The sequence below is a fragment of the Achromobacter sp. ACM01 genome (assembly GCF_014851745.1).
Lineage (GTDB): Bacteria > Pseudomonadota > Gammaproteobacteria > Burkholderiales > Burkholderiaceae_B > Achromobacter > Achromobacter aegrifaciens.
In genome coordinates this window covers 218,120-232,369 of the sequence record NZ_JACVAF010000001.1, presented here as the reverse complement: position 1 = coordinate 232,369, position 14,250 = coordinate 218,120, and the positions used below count along the sequence as shown (strand labels likewise).

At 65.9% G+C, this 14,250-nt stretch carries 15 protein-coding genes and 2 tRNA genes; 15 read left to right on the top strand and 2 right to left on the bottom strand.

The genetic code is table 11. The annotated features are described in order from the left end of the window. Window positions 1–21: 21 nt before the first annotated feature. Window positions 22–468, bottom strand: a complete 447-nt coding sequence (mscL, locus tag IB268_RS01110; RefSeq protein ID WP_042795720.1) for a large conductance mechanosensitive channel protein MscL — start codon at window positions 466–468, stop codon at window positions 22–24. A gap of 140 nt (window positions 469–608) precedes the next feature. On the opposite strand from mscL, the gene petA reads away from it, so the two are divergent. The 12 genes from petA (at window position 609) to IB268_RS01050 (ending at window position 9,215) form a co-directional block, all read left to right on the top strand. Beyond that, a complete protein-coding gene (petA, locus tag IB268_RS01105) occupies window positions 609–1,244 on the top strand; it encodes a ubiquinol-cytochrome c reductase iron-sulfur subunit (RefSeq protein ID WP_054455534.1) in 636 nt (211 codons plus the stop codon). Between the two features lie 74 nt (window positions 1,245–1,318). Further along, window positions 1,319–2,707, top strand: a complete 1,389-nt coding sequence (locus IB268_RS01100) for a cytochrome bc complex cytochrome b subunit (RefSeq protein ID WP_054455536.1) — start codon at window positions 1,319–1,321, stop codon at window positions 2,705–2,707. Window positions 2,708–2,730: 23 nt separating this feature from the next. After that, window positions 2,731–3,582, top strand: coding sequence for a cytochrome c1 (locus tag IB268_RS01095; protein ID WP_054455538.1), 852 nt, complete (start codon window positions 2,731–2,733; stop codon window positions 3,580–3,582). A gap of 154 nt (window positions 3,583–3,736) precedes the next feature. After that, window positions 3,737–4,348, top strand: coding sequence for a glutathione S-transferase N-terminal domain-containing protein (locus IB268_RS01090; protein ID WP_006388039.1), 612 nt, complete (start codon window positions 3,737–3,739; stop codon window positions 4,346–4,348). 12 nt (window positions 4,349–4,360) lie between these two features. Next, a complete protein-coding gene (locus IB268_RS01085; protein ID WP_054455540.1) occupies window positions 4,361–4,810 on the top strand; it encodes a ClpXP protease specificity-enhancing factor in 450 nt (149 codons plus the stop codon). Between the two features lie 67 nt (window positions 4,811–4,877). Further along, window positions 4,878–4,953, top strand: a tRNA-Thr gene (locus tag IB268_RS01080). 221 nt (window positions 4,954–5,174) lie between these two features. Further along, complete coding sequence (locus IB268_RS01075) at window positions 5,175–5,930, top strand: GAF domain-containing protein (protein WP_192353706.1); 756 nt, start codon at window positions 5,175–5,177, stop codon at window positions 5,928–5,930. 1 nt (window position 5,931) lies between these two features. Next, the gene (locus IB268_RS01070) at window positions 5,932–6,138 is read left to right on the top strand and encodes a sulfatase (protein ID WP_082401081.1); all 207 of its coding nucleotides are present in this window, start codon (window positions 5,932–5,934) and stop codon (window positions 6,136–6,138) included. Window positions 6,139–6,305: 167 nt separating this feature from the next. Next, window positions 6,306–6,381: transfer RNA gene (locus IB268_RS01065), tRNA-Asn, on the top strand. Between the two features lie 134 nt (window positions 6,382–6,515). Then, window positions 6,516–7,430 carry a transcriptional regulator GcvA gene (gcvA, locus tag IB268_RS01060; protein ID WP_192353705.1) on the top strand — a complete coding sequence of 305 codons (915 nt, stop codon included), beginning with the start codon at window positions 6,516–6,518 and terminating at the stop codon, window positions 7,428–7,430. Window positions 7,431–7,527: 97 nt separating this feature from the next. Continuing rightward, window positions 7,528–8,001, top strand: a complete 474-nt coding sequence (locus tag IB268_RS01055) for a RidA family protein (protein WP_192353704.1) — start codon at window positions 7,528–7,530, stop codon at window positions 7,999–8,001. 17 nt (window positions 8,002–8,018) lie between these two features. After that, entirely contained in the window at window positions 8,019–9,215 is a 1,197-nt protein-coding gene (locus IB268_RS01050) for an aminotransferase class V-fold PLP-dependent enzyme (protein ID WP_192353703.1), read from the top strand. A 24-nt stretch (window positions 9,216–9,239) separates the two neighbouring features. On the opposite strand, the gene IB268_RS01045 is transcribed toward IB268_RS01050, so the two are convergent. Continuing rightward, window positions 9,240–10,133: an EamA family transporter gene (locus IB268_RS01045; RefSeq protein WP_192353702.1), complete on the bottom strand. Its 894-nt coding sequence runs from the start codon at window positions 10,131–10,133 to the stop codon at window positions 9,240–9,242. Window positions 10,134–10,288: 155 nt separating this feature from the next. Between IB268_RS01045 and IB268_RS01040 the strand changes: the two genes are divergently transcribed. The 3 genes from IB268_RS01040 (at window position 10,289) to IB268_RS01030 (ending at window position 14,091) form a co-directional block, all read left to right on the top strand. Further along, window positions 10,289–11,179, top strand: coding sequence for a helix-turn-helix domain-containing protein (locus IB268_RS01040; RefSeq protein ID WP_125471001.1), 891 nt, complete (start codon window positions 10,289–10,291; stop codon window positions 11,177–11,179). Window positions 11,180–11,267: 88 nt separating this feature from the next. After that, window positions 11,268–12,710 (top strand): DUF2868 domain-containing protein, encoded by a 1,443-nt coding sequence (locus IB268_RS01035; protein WP_225591310.1) that lies wholly within the window; start codon window positions 11,268–11,270, stop codon window positions 12,708–12,710. After that, window positions 12,703–14,091 carry a GTPase/DUF3482 domain-containing protein gene (locus tag IB268_RS01030; RefSeq protein ID WP_175180342.1) on the top strand — a complete coding sequence of 463 codons (1,389 nt, stop codon included), beginning with the start codon at window positions 12,703–12,705 and terminating at the stop codon, window positions 14,089–14,091. Before IB268_RS01035 ends, IB268_RS01030 begins: the two co-directional genes overlap by 8 nt. Window positions 14,092–14,250 lie beyond the last annotated feature (159 nt).

Sequence of the window (14,250 nt, the reverse complement as noted above, 5' to 3'; positions counted from 1 at the left end):
CGGGCCTGCGGCAGCATCGGATCAGGGCTTTTTGAGCAGATCGCGGATTTCGCGCAGTAGCGCCACGTCTTCGGGCGTCGCAGCGGGCGCCGGCGCTTCCTCGGCCTTGGTGCGGGCCTTGTAGATGGCCTTGACCATCCAGAAGATCACGAACGCCAGCAACACGAAGTTGATGATGATCGTGACGAAATTACCCCACGCAAAAACGTTGGCGCCAGCCTTGGTCAGGTCGGCGTAGGTCATGGGGCCGTTGTAGCCGGCCGGCATCGACAGAACCAGGAACTTGTTCGAAAAATCGACCGAGCCTCCGAGGATGAAGTTGACCAACGGCATGACGATGTCCTTGACCAGCGAATCGACGATCTTGCCGAACGCCGCGCCGATGATGACACCGACCGCCAGGTCCACTGCGTTGCCTTTGACAGCGAAATCTCGGAATTCTTTGACGAAACCAGTCGCTTTGCTCATAAAAGCACTCCCTTCGTGATACGCCCGTGAGTGGGCTGGCGCTATAATACGCGGTTGCTATGTTGTTACAAATTCCCGCGAACCCGATGCCGCAGAAGTGATGCTACTCGTAGAGCGGGCGCATCAACAAGGATAGGAAGATGAGTCAGGATACGCTGGTGCACGATGATGACGGTGCGGTTGATCCCAACCTGCCACCTGATCCTTCGCGACGTTTCTGGGTTACCACCGCCTGTGCTGTGGGTGGCGTAGCAGGTGTCGCAACGGCAGTGCCGCTTGTGAGCACGTTTTCTCCCTCCGAAAAGGCCCGCGCTGCCGGGGCTCCCGTTGAAGTGGACGTCGGCGACATTCCCGTCGGCACCATGAAGACGGTTGAATGGCGCGGAAAACCGGTCTGGATCATCCACCGGTCGCCTGAACAACTCGCTGGTCTCAAGACCCAGGACGCCTTGCTGGCCGATCCTGATTCCAAGCGCCCCGGCTTCACGCCCAAATACGCCGAAAACGAAGGCCGCTCGCGCAAGCCCGAGCTCTTCGTCTGCGTCGGCATCTGTACCCACCTCGGCTGCTCGCCCACGTCCCACTTCGAGAAAGGCGGCAGTCTGGGCGCCGACTGGCAGGGCGGATTCCTCTGTCCTTGCCACGGCTCCACGTTCGATCTGGCCGGCCGTGTCTACAAGAACAAGCCCGCTCCCGACAACCTCGAAGTCCCGCCGTACCAATATCTCACCGACACCCGCATCATCGTGGGCGTCGATGAAGACAACAAGGCCTGACGCGCGCGTCGCGCTTTTTTCCCGAATTACGTAAGTAAAACAAATACGCCACGTATTAGAGAAGGAGCCGTTACATGGCTGGCGAGAAAACCGTCGAGACGACAGGCCTGTTGGGCTGGCTGGACCGGCGCTTCCCGGTGACCTCCACCTGGAAAGCCCATCTGTCCGAGTACTACGCACCGAAGAACTTCAACTTCTGGTACTTCTTTGGCTCACTGGCCCTGCTGGTGCTGGTGCTGCAGATCGTGACCGGCATCTTCCTGGTCATGCACTACAAGCCGGACGCCGAACGCGCGTTCCAGTCCGTCGAATACATCATGCGCGAAGTCCCGTGGGGCTGGCTGGTGCGCTACATGCACTCCACCGGCGCGTCGATGTTCTTCGTCGTCGTGTACCTGCACATGCTGCGCGGGCTGCTTTACGGTTCCTACCGCAAGCCGCGCGAACTCGTGTGGATCTTCGGCGTCGCGATCTTCCTCTGTCTGATGGCGGAAGCCTTCTTCGGCTATCTGCTGCCCTGGGGCCAGATGTCCTACTGGGGCGCGCAGGTGATCGTGAACCTGTTCGCGGCCATTCCCTTCATCGGCCCTGAGCTGTCCATCTGGATCCGCGGCGACTACGTCGTGTCGGATGCCACGCTGAACCGCTTCTTCGCCTTCCACGTCATCGCCATCCCGCTGGTGCTGGTGGGCCTGGTCGCGGCCCACCTGGTGGCGCTGCACGAAGTCGGCTCGAACAACCCGGACGGCATCGAGATCAAGCAAGGCCCGAAGGACAAGTACGGCCGCCCGAAGGACGGCATCCCGTTCCACCCGTTCTACTCGGTCCACGACCTGATGGGCGTGGCCGGCTTCCTGCTCGTGTTCGCGTTCATCGTGTTCTTCGCGCCGGAAATGGGCGGCTACTTCCTCGAGTTCAACAACTTCATCCCTGCTGACTCGCTGAAGACGCCTCCGCACATCGCGCCGGTCTGGTACTTCACGCCGTTCTACTCGATGCTGCGCGCCACCACCGACGAGTTCACCTGGGTGCTGGCGGGCGCTTCCGTGCTGGGCGCCATCGCGCTGCTCGTCAAGAGCAACCTGAAGGGCTTCATGCGCATCGCCGTCCCCGGCATCCTGATCGTCGTGGCCGTGCTGCTGCGCGTGATCGACGCCAAGTTCTGGGGCGTGGTCGCCATGGGCGGCACGGTCGTCATCCTGTTCTTCCTGCCGTGGCTGGACCATTCCCCGGTCAAGTCGATCCGCTACCGCCCGACCTGGCACAAGTGGATCTACGGCATCTTCATGGTCAACTTCCTGGTGCTCGGCTACATCGGTACGCAGCCGCCCAGTCCGCCGTTGAACATCACGTCGCAAATCGGCACGCTGCTGTACCTGGCATTCTTCTTCCTGATGCCGGTATGGAGCCGCCTGGGCACTTTCAAGAAGGTGCCCGACCGCGTCACGTTCCACGCCCACTGAGCCCACCAGATAACGGATTAACCATGATCAAGAAGCTGATTGGTGCCGTGGCCTTGATGCTCACGTGTACCGCCACCCTTGCCGCCGGAGGCGGCTACCCCCTGGACAAGGCCCCGTACCGCGTCAACGACATGTCGTCGCTGCAGAACGGAGCCAAGCTGTTCGTCAACTACTGCCTGAACTGCCATAGCGCGTCCTCGATGCGCTACAACAAGCTCAAGGACATCGGGCTGACCGACCAGCAGATCAAGGAAAGCCTGCTGTTCACCGGCGAAAAGGTCGGCGACATGATGAACGTCGCCATGACCCCGAAGGACGCCAAGCAGTGGTTCGGCACGACGCCCCCGGACTTGTCCGTGATCGCGCGCGCCAAATCCGTGAACGCCGGCCCCTCGGGCGCCGACTACATCTACACCTACCTGCGCACCTTCTACCGCGACACGGCGCGTCCCACGGGCTGGAACAATCTGGTCTTCCCGTCGGTGGGCATGCCCCACGCGCTCTGGGAAGTGCAGGGTCCGCGCGAACTCACGACCGTCGCCATGCACGAGGTCGAAGGCAAGGCGGGCGCCCCCAAAACCTGGGAACGCGTCACCACGGTGTACGATGCACAGGGTTTTTCCACGGTCAAGGCCGAACCGGTAGCCAACTACCACGGCCATGCCACCTTCGATGCCAAATTCAAGGCCGCTAACCCGGCCCAAGTCGCAACATACGACAACGACGTCGCCGACCTGACTGCGTTCATGTCCTGGATGGCCGAACCCGTCCAGACATTCCGCGTCCGTCTCGGCGTCGGTGTCATGTTGTTCCTGCTGCTGTTCTTCCTGGTTACCTGGCGCCTCAACGCCTCGTACTGGAAACACGTGCGCTAACCGCAACGCCCCGCCAGGTTTTTATCCGTCCCTGATTGCAAATAGGGACGGCATCGGCGGATAGGGCTGTACGCCTATCCCGCCTGGCAATTGGGGCCAGCGCCTGCTAGATTAAGGCGCTGGCCTTTCGTTTTTCAATAAAGGACTTACCGCCATGATGGTGCTCTATTCCGGAACCACGTGTCCGTTTTCGCAACGCTGCCGCTTCGTGTTGTTCGAAAAAGGCATGGATTTCGAGATCCGCGACATCGACCTGTACAACAAGCCCGAAGACATCTCGGTGATGAACCCGTACGGTCAAGTGCCCATTCTGGTCGAACGCGACCTGGTCCTGTACGAGTCGAACATCATCAACGAGTACATCGACGAGCGCTTCCCGCATCCCCAGCTGATGCCCGCCGACCCGGTCATGCGCGCCCGCACCCGCCTGTTCCTCTACAACTTCGAGAAGGAACTGTTCGTCCACGTCTCGACGCTGGAAGACCGCAGCGCCAAGCCCGACGAAAAGAAGCTGGCCAACGCCCGCCAGAACATCCGCGACCGCCTGGCCCAGCTGGCCCCCATGCTGCTGAAGAACAAGTACATGCTGGGCGAGGAATTCTCCATGCTCGACGTGGCCGTGGCTCCGCTGCTGTGGCGCCTGGACCACTACGGCATCGAACTGCCCAAGAACGCGGCTCCGCTGCAAAAGTACGCCGAACGCATCTTCTCGCGTCCGGCCTACATCGAAGCGCTGACGCCTTCGGAAAAAGTGATGCGTCGCTAAGGCTGTTGCGTGATGGGTGAAACTTCGACCAAACCGTACCTGATCCGCGCGCTGCACGAATGGTGCACCGATAACGGCTATACGCCCTACATCACCGTGCAGGTCGACGAGCACACCATGGTGCCCGTCGCCCATGTGCGCGACGGCCAGATCACGCTGAACGTGGGCACGCTGGCCACCAACCGCCTGGTGCTGGGCAACGAATTCATCGAATTCCAGGCCCGCTTCAGCGGCGTGACCGAAAACGTCTACGTCCCCGTGGGCGCCGTCAGCGCCATCTATGCGCGCGAAACCGGCGCCGGCATGGGCTTCGAAGTGCAGCCCTACGAACCGCCGGAAGCTGGCGCCCAGGGCGCGACGGCCACCGCCGCGCCCGAGGGCTCCGACGCCGACGCCGCCCCCGGCGACGACGGCGGAGACGACGACGAACCCAAGCGTCCGCGCCTGACCATCGTCAAATAAGGCATCCCCGCAAGGTCTGCATTTTTTTCATTACAATGCAGCCCTTCGCGTGCCCCAGGCACGCAGCGCCGGTGTAGCTCAGTTGGTAGAGCAGCTCACTTGTAATGAGAAGGTCGAGGGTTCGATTCCTTTCACCGGCACCAGATTCCAGATGCAGATCCGTCCTGAGACGATCTCAAAAACCCGCTCCGGCTATGACGGTGCGGGTTTTTTATTGCCTGCGTCATGAACGGAAAGCGTGAGGCCAAGCCAGCCCATTGCGCTTTGTCCTATTTACGCTGTCCCGAGCCCCGAAAACCGGCCTTTCCGCGAAATCGCTGCCTACAATCGCGCCAAGTTCTGGCCTCAGGAGGCGCGGTTCCCCATGCAGACAAATCATCTCCCCGGCGTGCGGCAAAAACGCCTCTGGCAAAAGAGGTGGCCTAGAGAAGTCCTGTTCAATGGCCCGCCACTCCTCGTCGCCGGTAGCGCCGCGGTGAAGAGCTGGCGCGAACCGCTGTTTGAACCCTGGATGTTCGGTCTGACGGCCGCCACGAGCGTCTGGCTGATTCTGGCAGCCCTGGTTCGCGTGGCTGCTGCACGCGCCGACGACGAGATGGATGGACCGGCCGCCGTCCACGAAGGTCTCGATGCAGCGGTCTCCACCATGCACACCATGCTTGCCGAATGGTGCGACAAGCGCAATCGTGGAACCGACCTGCGCACCACCTACCGGGTCGTGCCTCCCGTTCATGAACCGCAGGAAATCGAGCAGATCATCAACTACGCGGGCGCTGGCGACGAGGGTGCAGGACGAACCTTTCCCGTGCACACCGGCATCGCGGGCAGAGCTGTCCGCAGCAAGACACCGCTGGTGATGTCCAGCCAACACAGAACGGAAGATCAACTCCGCTCGGCACTAGTGCTTGAATGGGGGTATACCGCGGCCCAGGCCCGCCGTCTTGGACCCGGCCGCTATTTGGCTATGGCGGTGCCCGTCCTGGACCGTTCAGGCCAGCATCCCATAGGCGTGATCTACCTGGACTCGAGCGACCATGCGCTTTTCGAACGCAACGACGTTGCGGAAATCGTAGGCGCCGGCGCCAAAGCGATCAGCGACTTCGTCAGCAAAAGGTATTGATATGAACGCTGCCACCAACAAGAAACCTGACGCATTCTTCAAGGGATCCCGGCTAATTTCCAGGCCGGGCGCGGTAATCCAGGTTCGGGAACTGATGCTCACCGAATACGGGTTGCGTGCCATTACCAGTGCAAGCACGGGTATCCGGCAAGGGGCCATTGAAGAAGCTGGCCCACCGTCGCCGCTGAGAGGAATGGCTCCTGCCTGACCCCATTTGTACTGCGCCCGGTTTGGCTGCTTTTCGATACCGCAGATGGTCGCCGCATGCACTCGTGTCCTGGTGAGAAAGGCAAATATTCAGCGCGTCGACCCGTTACGCCTGCCCCGTTTTGCATTCTTCCGTTTTTTTGTGCATAATTCGCCCCCTCTACCTGTTCCCCGATAGCTCAGTCGGTAGAGCGACGGACTGTTAATCCGCAGGTCGCTGGTTCGAGCCCAGCTCGGGGAGCCAAAGAATGCAGTACTGAAGGGCCCGCAACTTGTTGCGGGCCTTTTGCATTGGGACGCGGTGCGCGCGCGCTGTTTGCCGGGCCGCGCGCGGCGTACGATGATGCGCATTCCCTCATCACCACATCGCCTGCCTCCATGCGTTCCGCGCGATCCCTGCCTGCCCTGGTTTCCCTGCGCGCCTTTGAAGCTGCCGCGCGGCGCATGAGTTTTTCCCTGGCTGCGCAGGAGCTCTTCGTAACGCAAAGCGCCATCAGCCACCATATCCAGCGACTGGAAGCCGAACTGGGCGTGGCCCTGTTCGAGCGGCTCACCCGCGCCGTGGCGCTGACCGCGGCGGGTCAGGCCTATTACGAGCGCGTACACGCGGCCTTCGAACTGCTGCGCCTGGGTACCGACGAGGTCCGTGCGCACGAGACTGTGCGGCAGACGCTGCGCGTCGGGCTGCTGGCCTCGTTCGCCACGCGCTGGCTGGCGCCGCGCCTGGCGGCGTTTGCCGCCGCCCATCCCGACATCGATCTCCAATTGCAGCCCGACATCGGCCTGGCGGACGTTGCGGGCGGCGAGGTCGACGTCGCCATCCGCTACGGGCGCGGCGTGTGGCCAGGCGTGCGGGCTCGGCTGATCATGGCGGAGCGGCTGTCGGTAGTCTGCTCGCCCGAGCTGATCGCGGGCAGGAAACGGCCGCGCACGCCGCAGGATCTGCTGCGATTCCCGCTGCTGGCCTCGCATGCCCGCCATCCCTTCGAATGGGACGCCTGGGCGCGACATCACGGCGTGGACCTGGGCGGCGTGCGGCCCGTACGCCTGCATGACTACAACATCGTCGTGGAAGCGGCGCTGGCGGGGCAAGGCATGGCGATGGGCCGTCACCGCCTTATCGCCGCCCAGCTCGCCAGCGGCGCGCTGGTGGAGGCCCTGCCAAACGCCGCGCTCGAAGCTCCTCGCATCGGCTGGTGGTTCGTGACGCCGCGCGGCGCGCTTGGCGAAGCGGCACAGCGCTTCCACGCATGGCTGGCGCAGGCGGCCGCGGAGCGGGGCGACACACATTAGTTTTACTCATGTGTACTGCGCGAAAATTGATTGGTCAGGGCCGGCAGCGGCCGATAGCATGAGGCTTGCCCATACTTTCCCTGTTCAGGAGTCCCTCATGACCCGCTCGATCTCCGGCCGCGTGGCCGAACTTGGCCTGACCCTCGAAGCCGCCGCCGCTCCCGCCGCCAACTACGTGCCCTTCGTACAGGAAGGCAACCTGCTGTATATCTCGGGCCAGATCTCCCGCAAGGACGGCAAGGCCGCCTATCTGGGCCGCCTGGGAGACCAGGTTTCTGACGCCGATGGCGTGGCAGCGGCGCGCCTGTCGGCGCTGGGCCTGCTATCGCAGATCGCCGCCGCCACCGGCGACAAGCTGGATCGCGTGGCGCGCATCGTGCGCCTGGGCGTGTTCGTGGCCAGCACGCCGGACTTCAACCGCCAGAGCGCCATTGCCAACGGCGCCTCCGACCTGATGGTCGAGGTGTTCGGCGACGCCGGCCGCCATGCTCGCAGCGCCGTCGGCGTGGCATCCCTGCCGCAGGGCGTGGCGGTCGAGATCGAAGCCATTATCGCGCTCACGCAAGCCTGATCCCTGCCGGAGCCGCCATGTCCGCCCCCTTGACTCCCAGCGCCGTGGAAGCGTTGCGCGCCCAGACCCCTGGCGCGCACACCACCGTCCATTTCAATCACGCCGGCGCGTCGCTGCCCTCGGCCGCCACGCTGCATGCCATCCACGCGCACCTGCAACGCGAAGCGACGCAAGGGCCCATGGAGGCGGGCGTGCGGTCGCGGGAGCTGATCGAGCAGGCTCGCACACTGGCGGCCCGGCTGTTCAACGCGGACCCGACCGAGATCGCGCTCACCGGCGGCAACTCGCCCGGCTGGGGCGCGGCTTTCGCGGCGATGGCGCCGTGGCGCGCCGGCGACCGCATCCTGGTGGGTCGCCACGAATGGGGCGGCAACCTGGCCGCCATGCGGCTCAAGGCGCAGCGTGCTGGCGCCACGCTGGAGACTATTCCCTCGGACGACAGCGGCTGCGTCGATCCGCAGGCACTGGAGGCCATGCTGGATGAGCGGGTGCGCCTGATCGCACTGACCTGGCTGCCCGCCAACGGCGGCCTGATCAATCCCGCCGCCGCCATCGGCAGCGTCGCGCGCCGCCACGGCATCCCGTATTTCGTGGATGCGGCACAGGCGGTCGGCCAGTTGCCCGTGGACGTCGCGCAGATCGGCTGCGATGTGTTGAGCGGGGCCGGACGCAAGGCGTTGCGCGGCCCGCGCGGCACAGGCCTGCTGTACGTGCGGCGCGACTTCCTGGACCAGCTCACGCCCGCCTTCGTCGACACCCATTCCGCCCCCCTGGGCGCCGACGGCGAGCCGGTGCTGCGCCAGGACGCCGCGCGCCTGGAATCGGCGGAAGCCTCGCTGGCGCTGCGCTGCGGCCTGGCCAACGCCTTGCAGGAAGCCCTGGACATCGGCCTGCCAGCCATCCGCGCGCGCATCGCCGCCACGGCCCAGGCCCTGCGGACCGAACTGGCGGCCATCCCCGGCATCACGGTGCTGGACCAGGGCCGCGAACGCTCGGGCCTGGTGTCCTTCAACTTCGCCGATCAGGACGCCGTATCCGTGCAACGCGCCATGGCGGCACAGGGCATCACCATCGGCAGCAACGGCGTGCCCTATACCCCGCTGGACATGCAGGCGCGTGGCCTGACCCAGATCGCGCGGGCCTCGGTCAGCTATCTGACCAGCGACGCGGAAATCGACCGCCTGCTGGAAGGGCTGCGTGCCCTGGCCCGCTAGGGCTTGCCCGGCCCTGGGCCAAGTTCAAGCCGCCGCGCGCCGCGCGAAGGGCGTCCACTTGGTGAAGACCAGCAGGTTGCCCAGCATTACCAGCGCCAGGCCCAGCAGGGCCGGCGCCGTCCACTGATAGCCTTCGGCGAAAGTAGACACGCTCAAGGCCACCACCGGAAACAGCACCGTGCAGTAGGCGGCCCGCGCCGGACCCATGCGGCCCACCAACGTCAGATAGGCGGTAAAACCGATCACGGAGCCCGGGATGGCCAGATAGAGCAGGGCGCCGACGTAGGAAGCCGAGGTATCGAATTCGAACGGCAGGCCCGCCGCCAGACAACCCGCCAGCAGGATGGCTGCGCCATAAAGCATGCTGTAGGCGTTGCCGGTCAAGGGCCGGATGCCGGCGCGCTGTTGCAGCGACGACAGCATGTTGCCCGTCGAAAAGCAGAACGTACCCAGCAGTGCAAAGCCCAGGCCCAGCAGGGTTTCATGGCTGGCCTCCTGCCCCGCCAGTTCGGGCCAGAACAGCAGCACCAGGCCGGAAAAGCCCAGCGCGCCGGCCACCATCACGCGCGGCGCGACGCGGGTGCCGAACCACAGGCGGGCATTCAGCGCATTCCATAGCGTCGCCGCCGAAAACACCACCGACACCAGGCCGCTGGGAATCCACTGGGTTGCCGTGTAGAAGCACAGGAAGTTCAGGCAGAACAAGCACAGCCCCTGGCCCACGCACAGCCAGTGGCCGCGCCGGTCTATTTTCTGCAGCTTGCGGGTCAGCGCCAGGACCGCGAACAGAACCAGGCCCGCCAGCGCGAAGCGGTAGAAGATCGAGACGGGAATCGCCACCACGCCCAATTGCAGCTTGATGGCGATCCAGGTTGTGCCCCAGATGACGACTGTGAGGAAATACAGGAAGAGGTTCACGATGCGATGCTGAAACAGGGACGCGGTAAGGCGGTCCGCAAGACCGCCGGGGAATCCAGTTTGCGCCTCCCTGGCCCGCAAGAATTGCCGGTTCTTGCGGTTTTCTTCCCCGCGCGCACGCGCCGCGCGCGAGATCGCAGTAGCATTCCACTCATATGGCTACCGTCGCCTCGGCCCCGGCCGATTTCTCCGTCTTCCGCACCCTGGCGGGCTCCACCGCGACGTTGGGACGCGCCGCCGCGCTGGGCGAGGGCATCGCCATCTCGCAATGGTCACGCAGCGCCCACGAAACCATGGGCTACGACAGTCCGGGCCATCACACCCTGTCACTCTATCTGCGCGGCGGCGACAAGTCGTTCCGCCTGGGCCAGGACAGGCTACATGGCGGCGCCGGCAAGTTCTGCGTGCTGCCCTCGGAGCACTACTCGCGCTGGAGCATGAACGACAGCGTGCAATTCCTGCATCTGTACATCGCTCCGGAACGCCTGGCCCGCGAAGCCGTCATGCGGTTGGACTGCGAGCCCCGCACGCTGGAACTGCGCGACCGCACCTACATCCACGACGACTCGCTGATCGACGTCTGCCGGCAGCTGCTGGACACCGACTGGAACCAGCCCGCCGACCGGCTGGCGGCCAGCAGCGCGGCCGAAACAGTCCTGCACCATCTGCTGAACCAGGGCGTGGCGCGCAAGCCCGCGGCAACGCTGCGCGGCGGTCTCGCGCCCGCCGTGCGTCGGCGCATCATGGACTATGTTGACGCGCACCTGGCCGAGCCGCTGACGCTGGACGAACTCGCAGGCGTGGCGGCGCTATCCACCTACCACTTCGCCCGCATGTTCCACACCTCTTTCGGCGAGCCGCCGCATGCCTGGGTACGGGCGCGGAGGCTGGCGCATGCGCGCAAGCTGCTCGCAGCCGGCAAGGGCGATCTGGCCGGCATCGCCCAGGCCAGCGGCTTCGGCAACGCCAGCCATCTGGCGCGGGTCTTCCGCGACGCCGTCGGCGTCACGCCCGGACAGTACCGCAGCGCCCGCGCCAGGCACTGACGCGTGGGGCTGTGGCCCCGTTTCCCGTCCCGCCCGGTCTACAATGGTCCACCGCCCCCAGGGCCTGACCGTACCGCCGCCCGACGCGATGCCGTCTACGACCTCTCGCGATTCCATCCCCCCGGCTGAACCCCTCGGCGCCGGCCCCGTGCGCGCGCACTGGCTGGCGGAGCTGATACGTCTGCGCGAAGCGCATTGGGGGCCGCTGGAAGACGCAGCCGCAGTGCGCCGCGTACGCCAGCAGGACGCCGATCTGCCCGCGCGCATCCTGGCTCGCGCCGCGTTGCTGGCGCAGCGCGAGAATCTCATCCCCCTGATCGACACATGGCGCCGCAGCGCGCTCGCCATGTTGGCCGCGTTGTTCCTGCTGGCCGCCATTTCCGGCGCAGGCGCCGCGCTGGGCGCGCTGGGTGACGGCTCGCGGCCAGTCAACGTGCTGTGGGCGCTGGGCGCCTTGCTGGGCCTGCATGCGCTCACCTTCCTGCTGTGGCTGGGCAGCTTCCTGCTGCGGGCGTCCTCCGTCACGGGACTGGGGCGTCTCTGGCTCTGGGCCACGCGCAAGCTGGCCCGCGGCCCCGACAGCGCCCTGGTACCGCAGGCTTTCCTCAACCTGCTGGCCCGCGCGGGCGCCTTGCGCTGGCTCTTCGGCAGTGTCAGCCACCTGCTGTGGCTGACGGCCCTGTGCGCAGCGCTGGCGGTGCTGCTGGCCGTGCTTTCCACCGCCAGCTACCGCTTCATCTGGGCCACCACCTTGCTGGCGCCCGACACATTCGTCGGGCTGACACAGGCTTTGGGCTGGCTGCCGTCCCTGCTGGGCTTTCCGCTGCCGGACGCATCCATGATCCGCGCCAGCGACGGCGCCCAGGCCCTGCCCGCCGAGGCGCAGGCGCAGTGGTCGCTGTGGCTGATCGGCGTGCTGGTGGTCTACGGCATCCTGCCCCGTCTGTTGGCCGGCGCCCTGTGCGTGGCGGGATCGCTGCGCGCCTTGCGCCGCCTGCGCATCGATCCCTCGCTGCCCGGATTCTCCGCCTTGCGCGATCGCCTGGAGCCGCCCGCCCAGTCCACTGGCATAGACCGCCCCGTCGATCCCCTGCACGAACCACGCGTCGGCGCGCCGCCGCTCGCGGGCCTGGGCGGCCAGCCGGTGCTGCTGGGGCTCGAACTGCCGCCGGACCTGGCCTGGCCGCCCGCCGACATGCCCGCGGGCGTCCAGCAGGCCGGCAATCTGGATACCCGCGAAGAGCGCAACCGCGTGCTGGACGCGCTCGCCGGCCAGGCCGCCACTCGCATGCTGATCGCCTGCGATGCGCGCCAGACGCCGGACCGCGGAACGCTGTCGCTGATCGCCGAACTGGCCGCGCACGCGGAACAGACGCGTGTATGGCTGGTCACGCCGCGCGCGGACGCCGAGGCTCCCGCCACCCGCGCCCCGCTATGGCGCGAACGCCTGCTGGCGCTGGGCCTGCCCGCCGATGCCGTGCTGCAAGCGCCGCTGGCCCCGCTCGCGTGGCTGGAGTCCGGCCATGGCTGAAGACCTCATCAAGATTGCGCTGGTCGGCCATACCAACACCGGCAAGACCTCGTTGCTGCGCACGCTGACGCGCGACACCACCTTCGGTGAAGTCGCCGACAGCCCGGGCACCACGCGCCACGTCGAAGGCGCGCGCCTGCGGCTGGAAGGGCGGGCCGTGCTGGAATGGTTCGACACACCGGGCATGGAAGACAGCATCTCGCTGCTGGAGTACCTGGAAAAACTCGACAGCCCGCAAGAACGCCTGGACGGGCCGGCGCGCATCCGCCGCTTCCTCGACACGCCCGAGGCGCATGGCCGCTACGAGCAGGAGGCCCGCGTGCTGGCCAAGATGCTGGATTGCGACGCGGCGCTGTACGTCATCGACGCGCGCGATCCGGTGCTGGGCAAGCACCGCGACGAACTCGCCATCCTGGCCGCCTGCGGCCGGCCTCTGCTGCCTGTGCTGAACTTCGTCAACGCGCCCGCGCATCGCGCCGACGAATGGCGCGCCGCCATGGCCCGGTTGGGCCTGCACGCGGTCGTCGAGTTCGACACCGTCGCGCCGCCGCTGGATGGCGAACAACAGCTCTATGCCAAGCTCGGCGTGCTGCTGGACCGCCACGCCGCCGCGCTGGCCCGGCTGTCCGCCAATCTTGCCGAGCAGCGCCGCGCGCGCCGTGGCGCCGCCTACGAACTGCTGGCCGACTTGCTGGTCGACGTGGCGGCCTTGCACGTCTCCAGCGCCAGCGACGACGCGGCGCTCGCGGCCGCCTCGGGCGCGCTGCGCGACCAGGTGCGCCAGCGCGAGCAGACCTGCGTCAACGCATTGCTGGCGCTCTACAACTTCCGCGCGACGGACTTCACCGATGATGCGCTGCCCCTGCAGGGCGAGCGCTGGGGCATGGACCTGTTCCATCCCCAGGCCCTGAAGGACATGGGTGTGCAGGTGGGCATGGGCGCCGCCGCGGGCGCCATGGCCGGCGCGGCGGTAGACCTGTTCAGCGCCGGTTTGAGCCTGGGCACCGGCATGCTGATCGGCGCGGCCGCCGGCGGCCTGTGGCAAGGCGTGGAAAAGCTGGGCAAGCGCGTGGCGGGCAAGCTGCGCGGCTGGCGCGAAATCAGCGTCGACGACGCGGTGCTGCGTCTTTTGGCCCTGCGCCAGCGCCAACTGATCGAAGCGCTGGAGCGCCGCGGCCATGCCGCGCGCGAGCCATTGAGACTAGACCATCCGGACGACGATGCCTGGCGCAAAGGGCCCCTGCCCGAAGCGTTGAAAGAGGCCCGCAGCCGGCCCGAATGGTCGGCCCTGGGCGAGCACTACGAAGACAGCGACCGCCGCAAGCGCGTGGTGCGCGAATTGGCGAAAACCCTTGCCGACGCGCCCCCGCCCGGCGCCTGAGCGCAGAGCCGCCAGCCTTGCCGCACGCACCATTCCACGCCGCCGGCAAGCAAGTACTAACCCCAATCCAAACCGATTGACGCTTAAACGAATGCGTCGATAAGATTCGTCCTACATCGATGCGGGTCCGTCCCCGTCATGATAATCACAAGGGGTTGG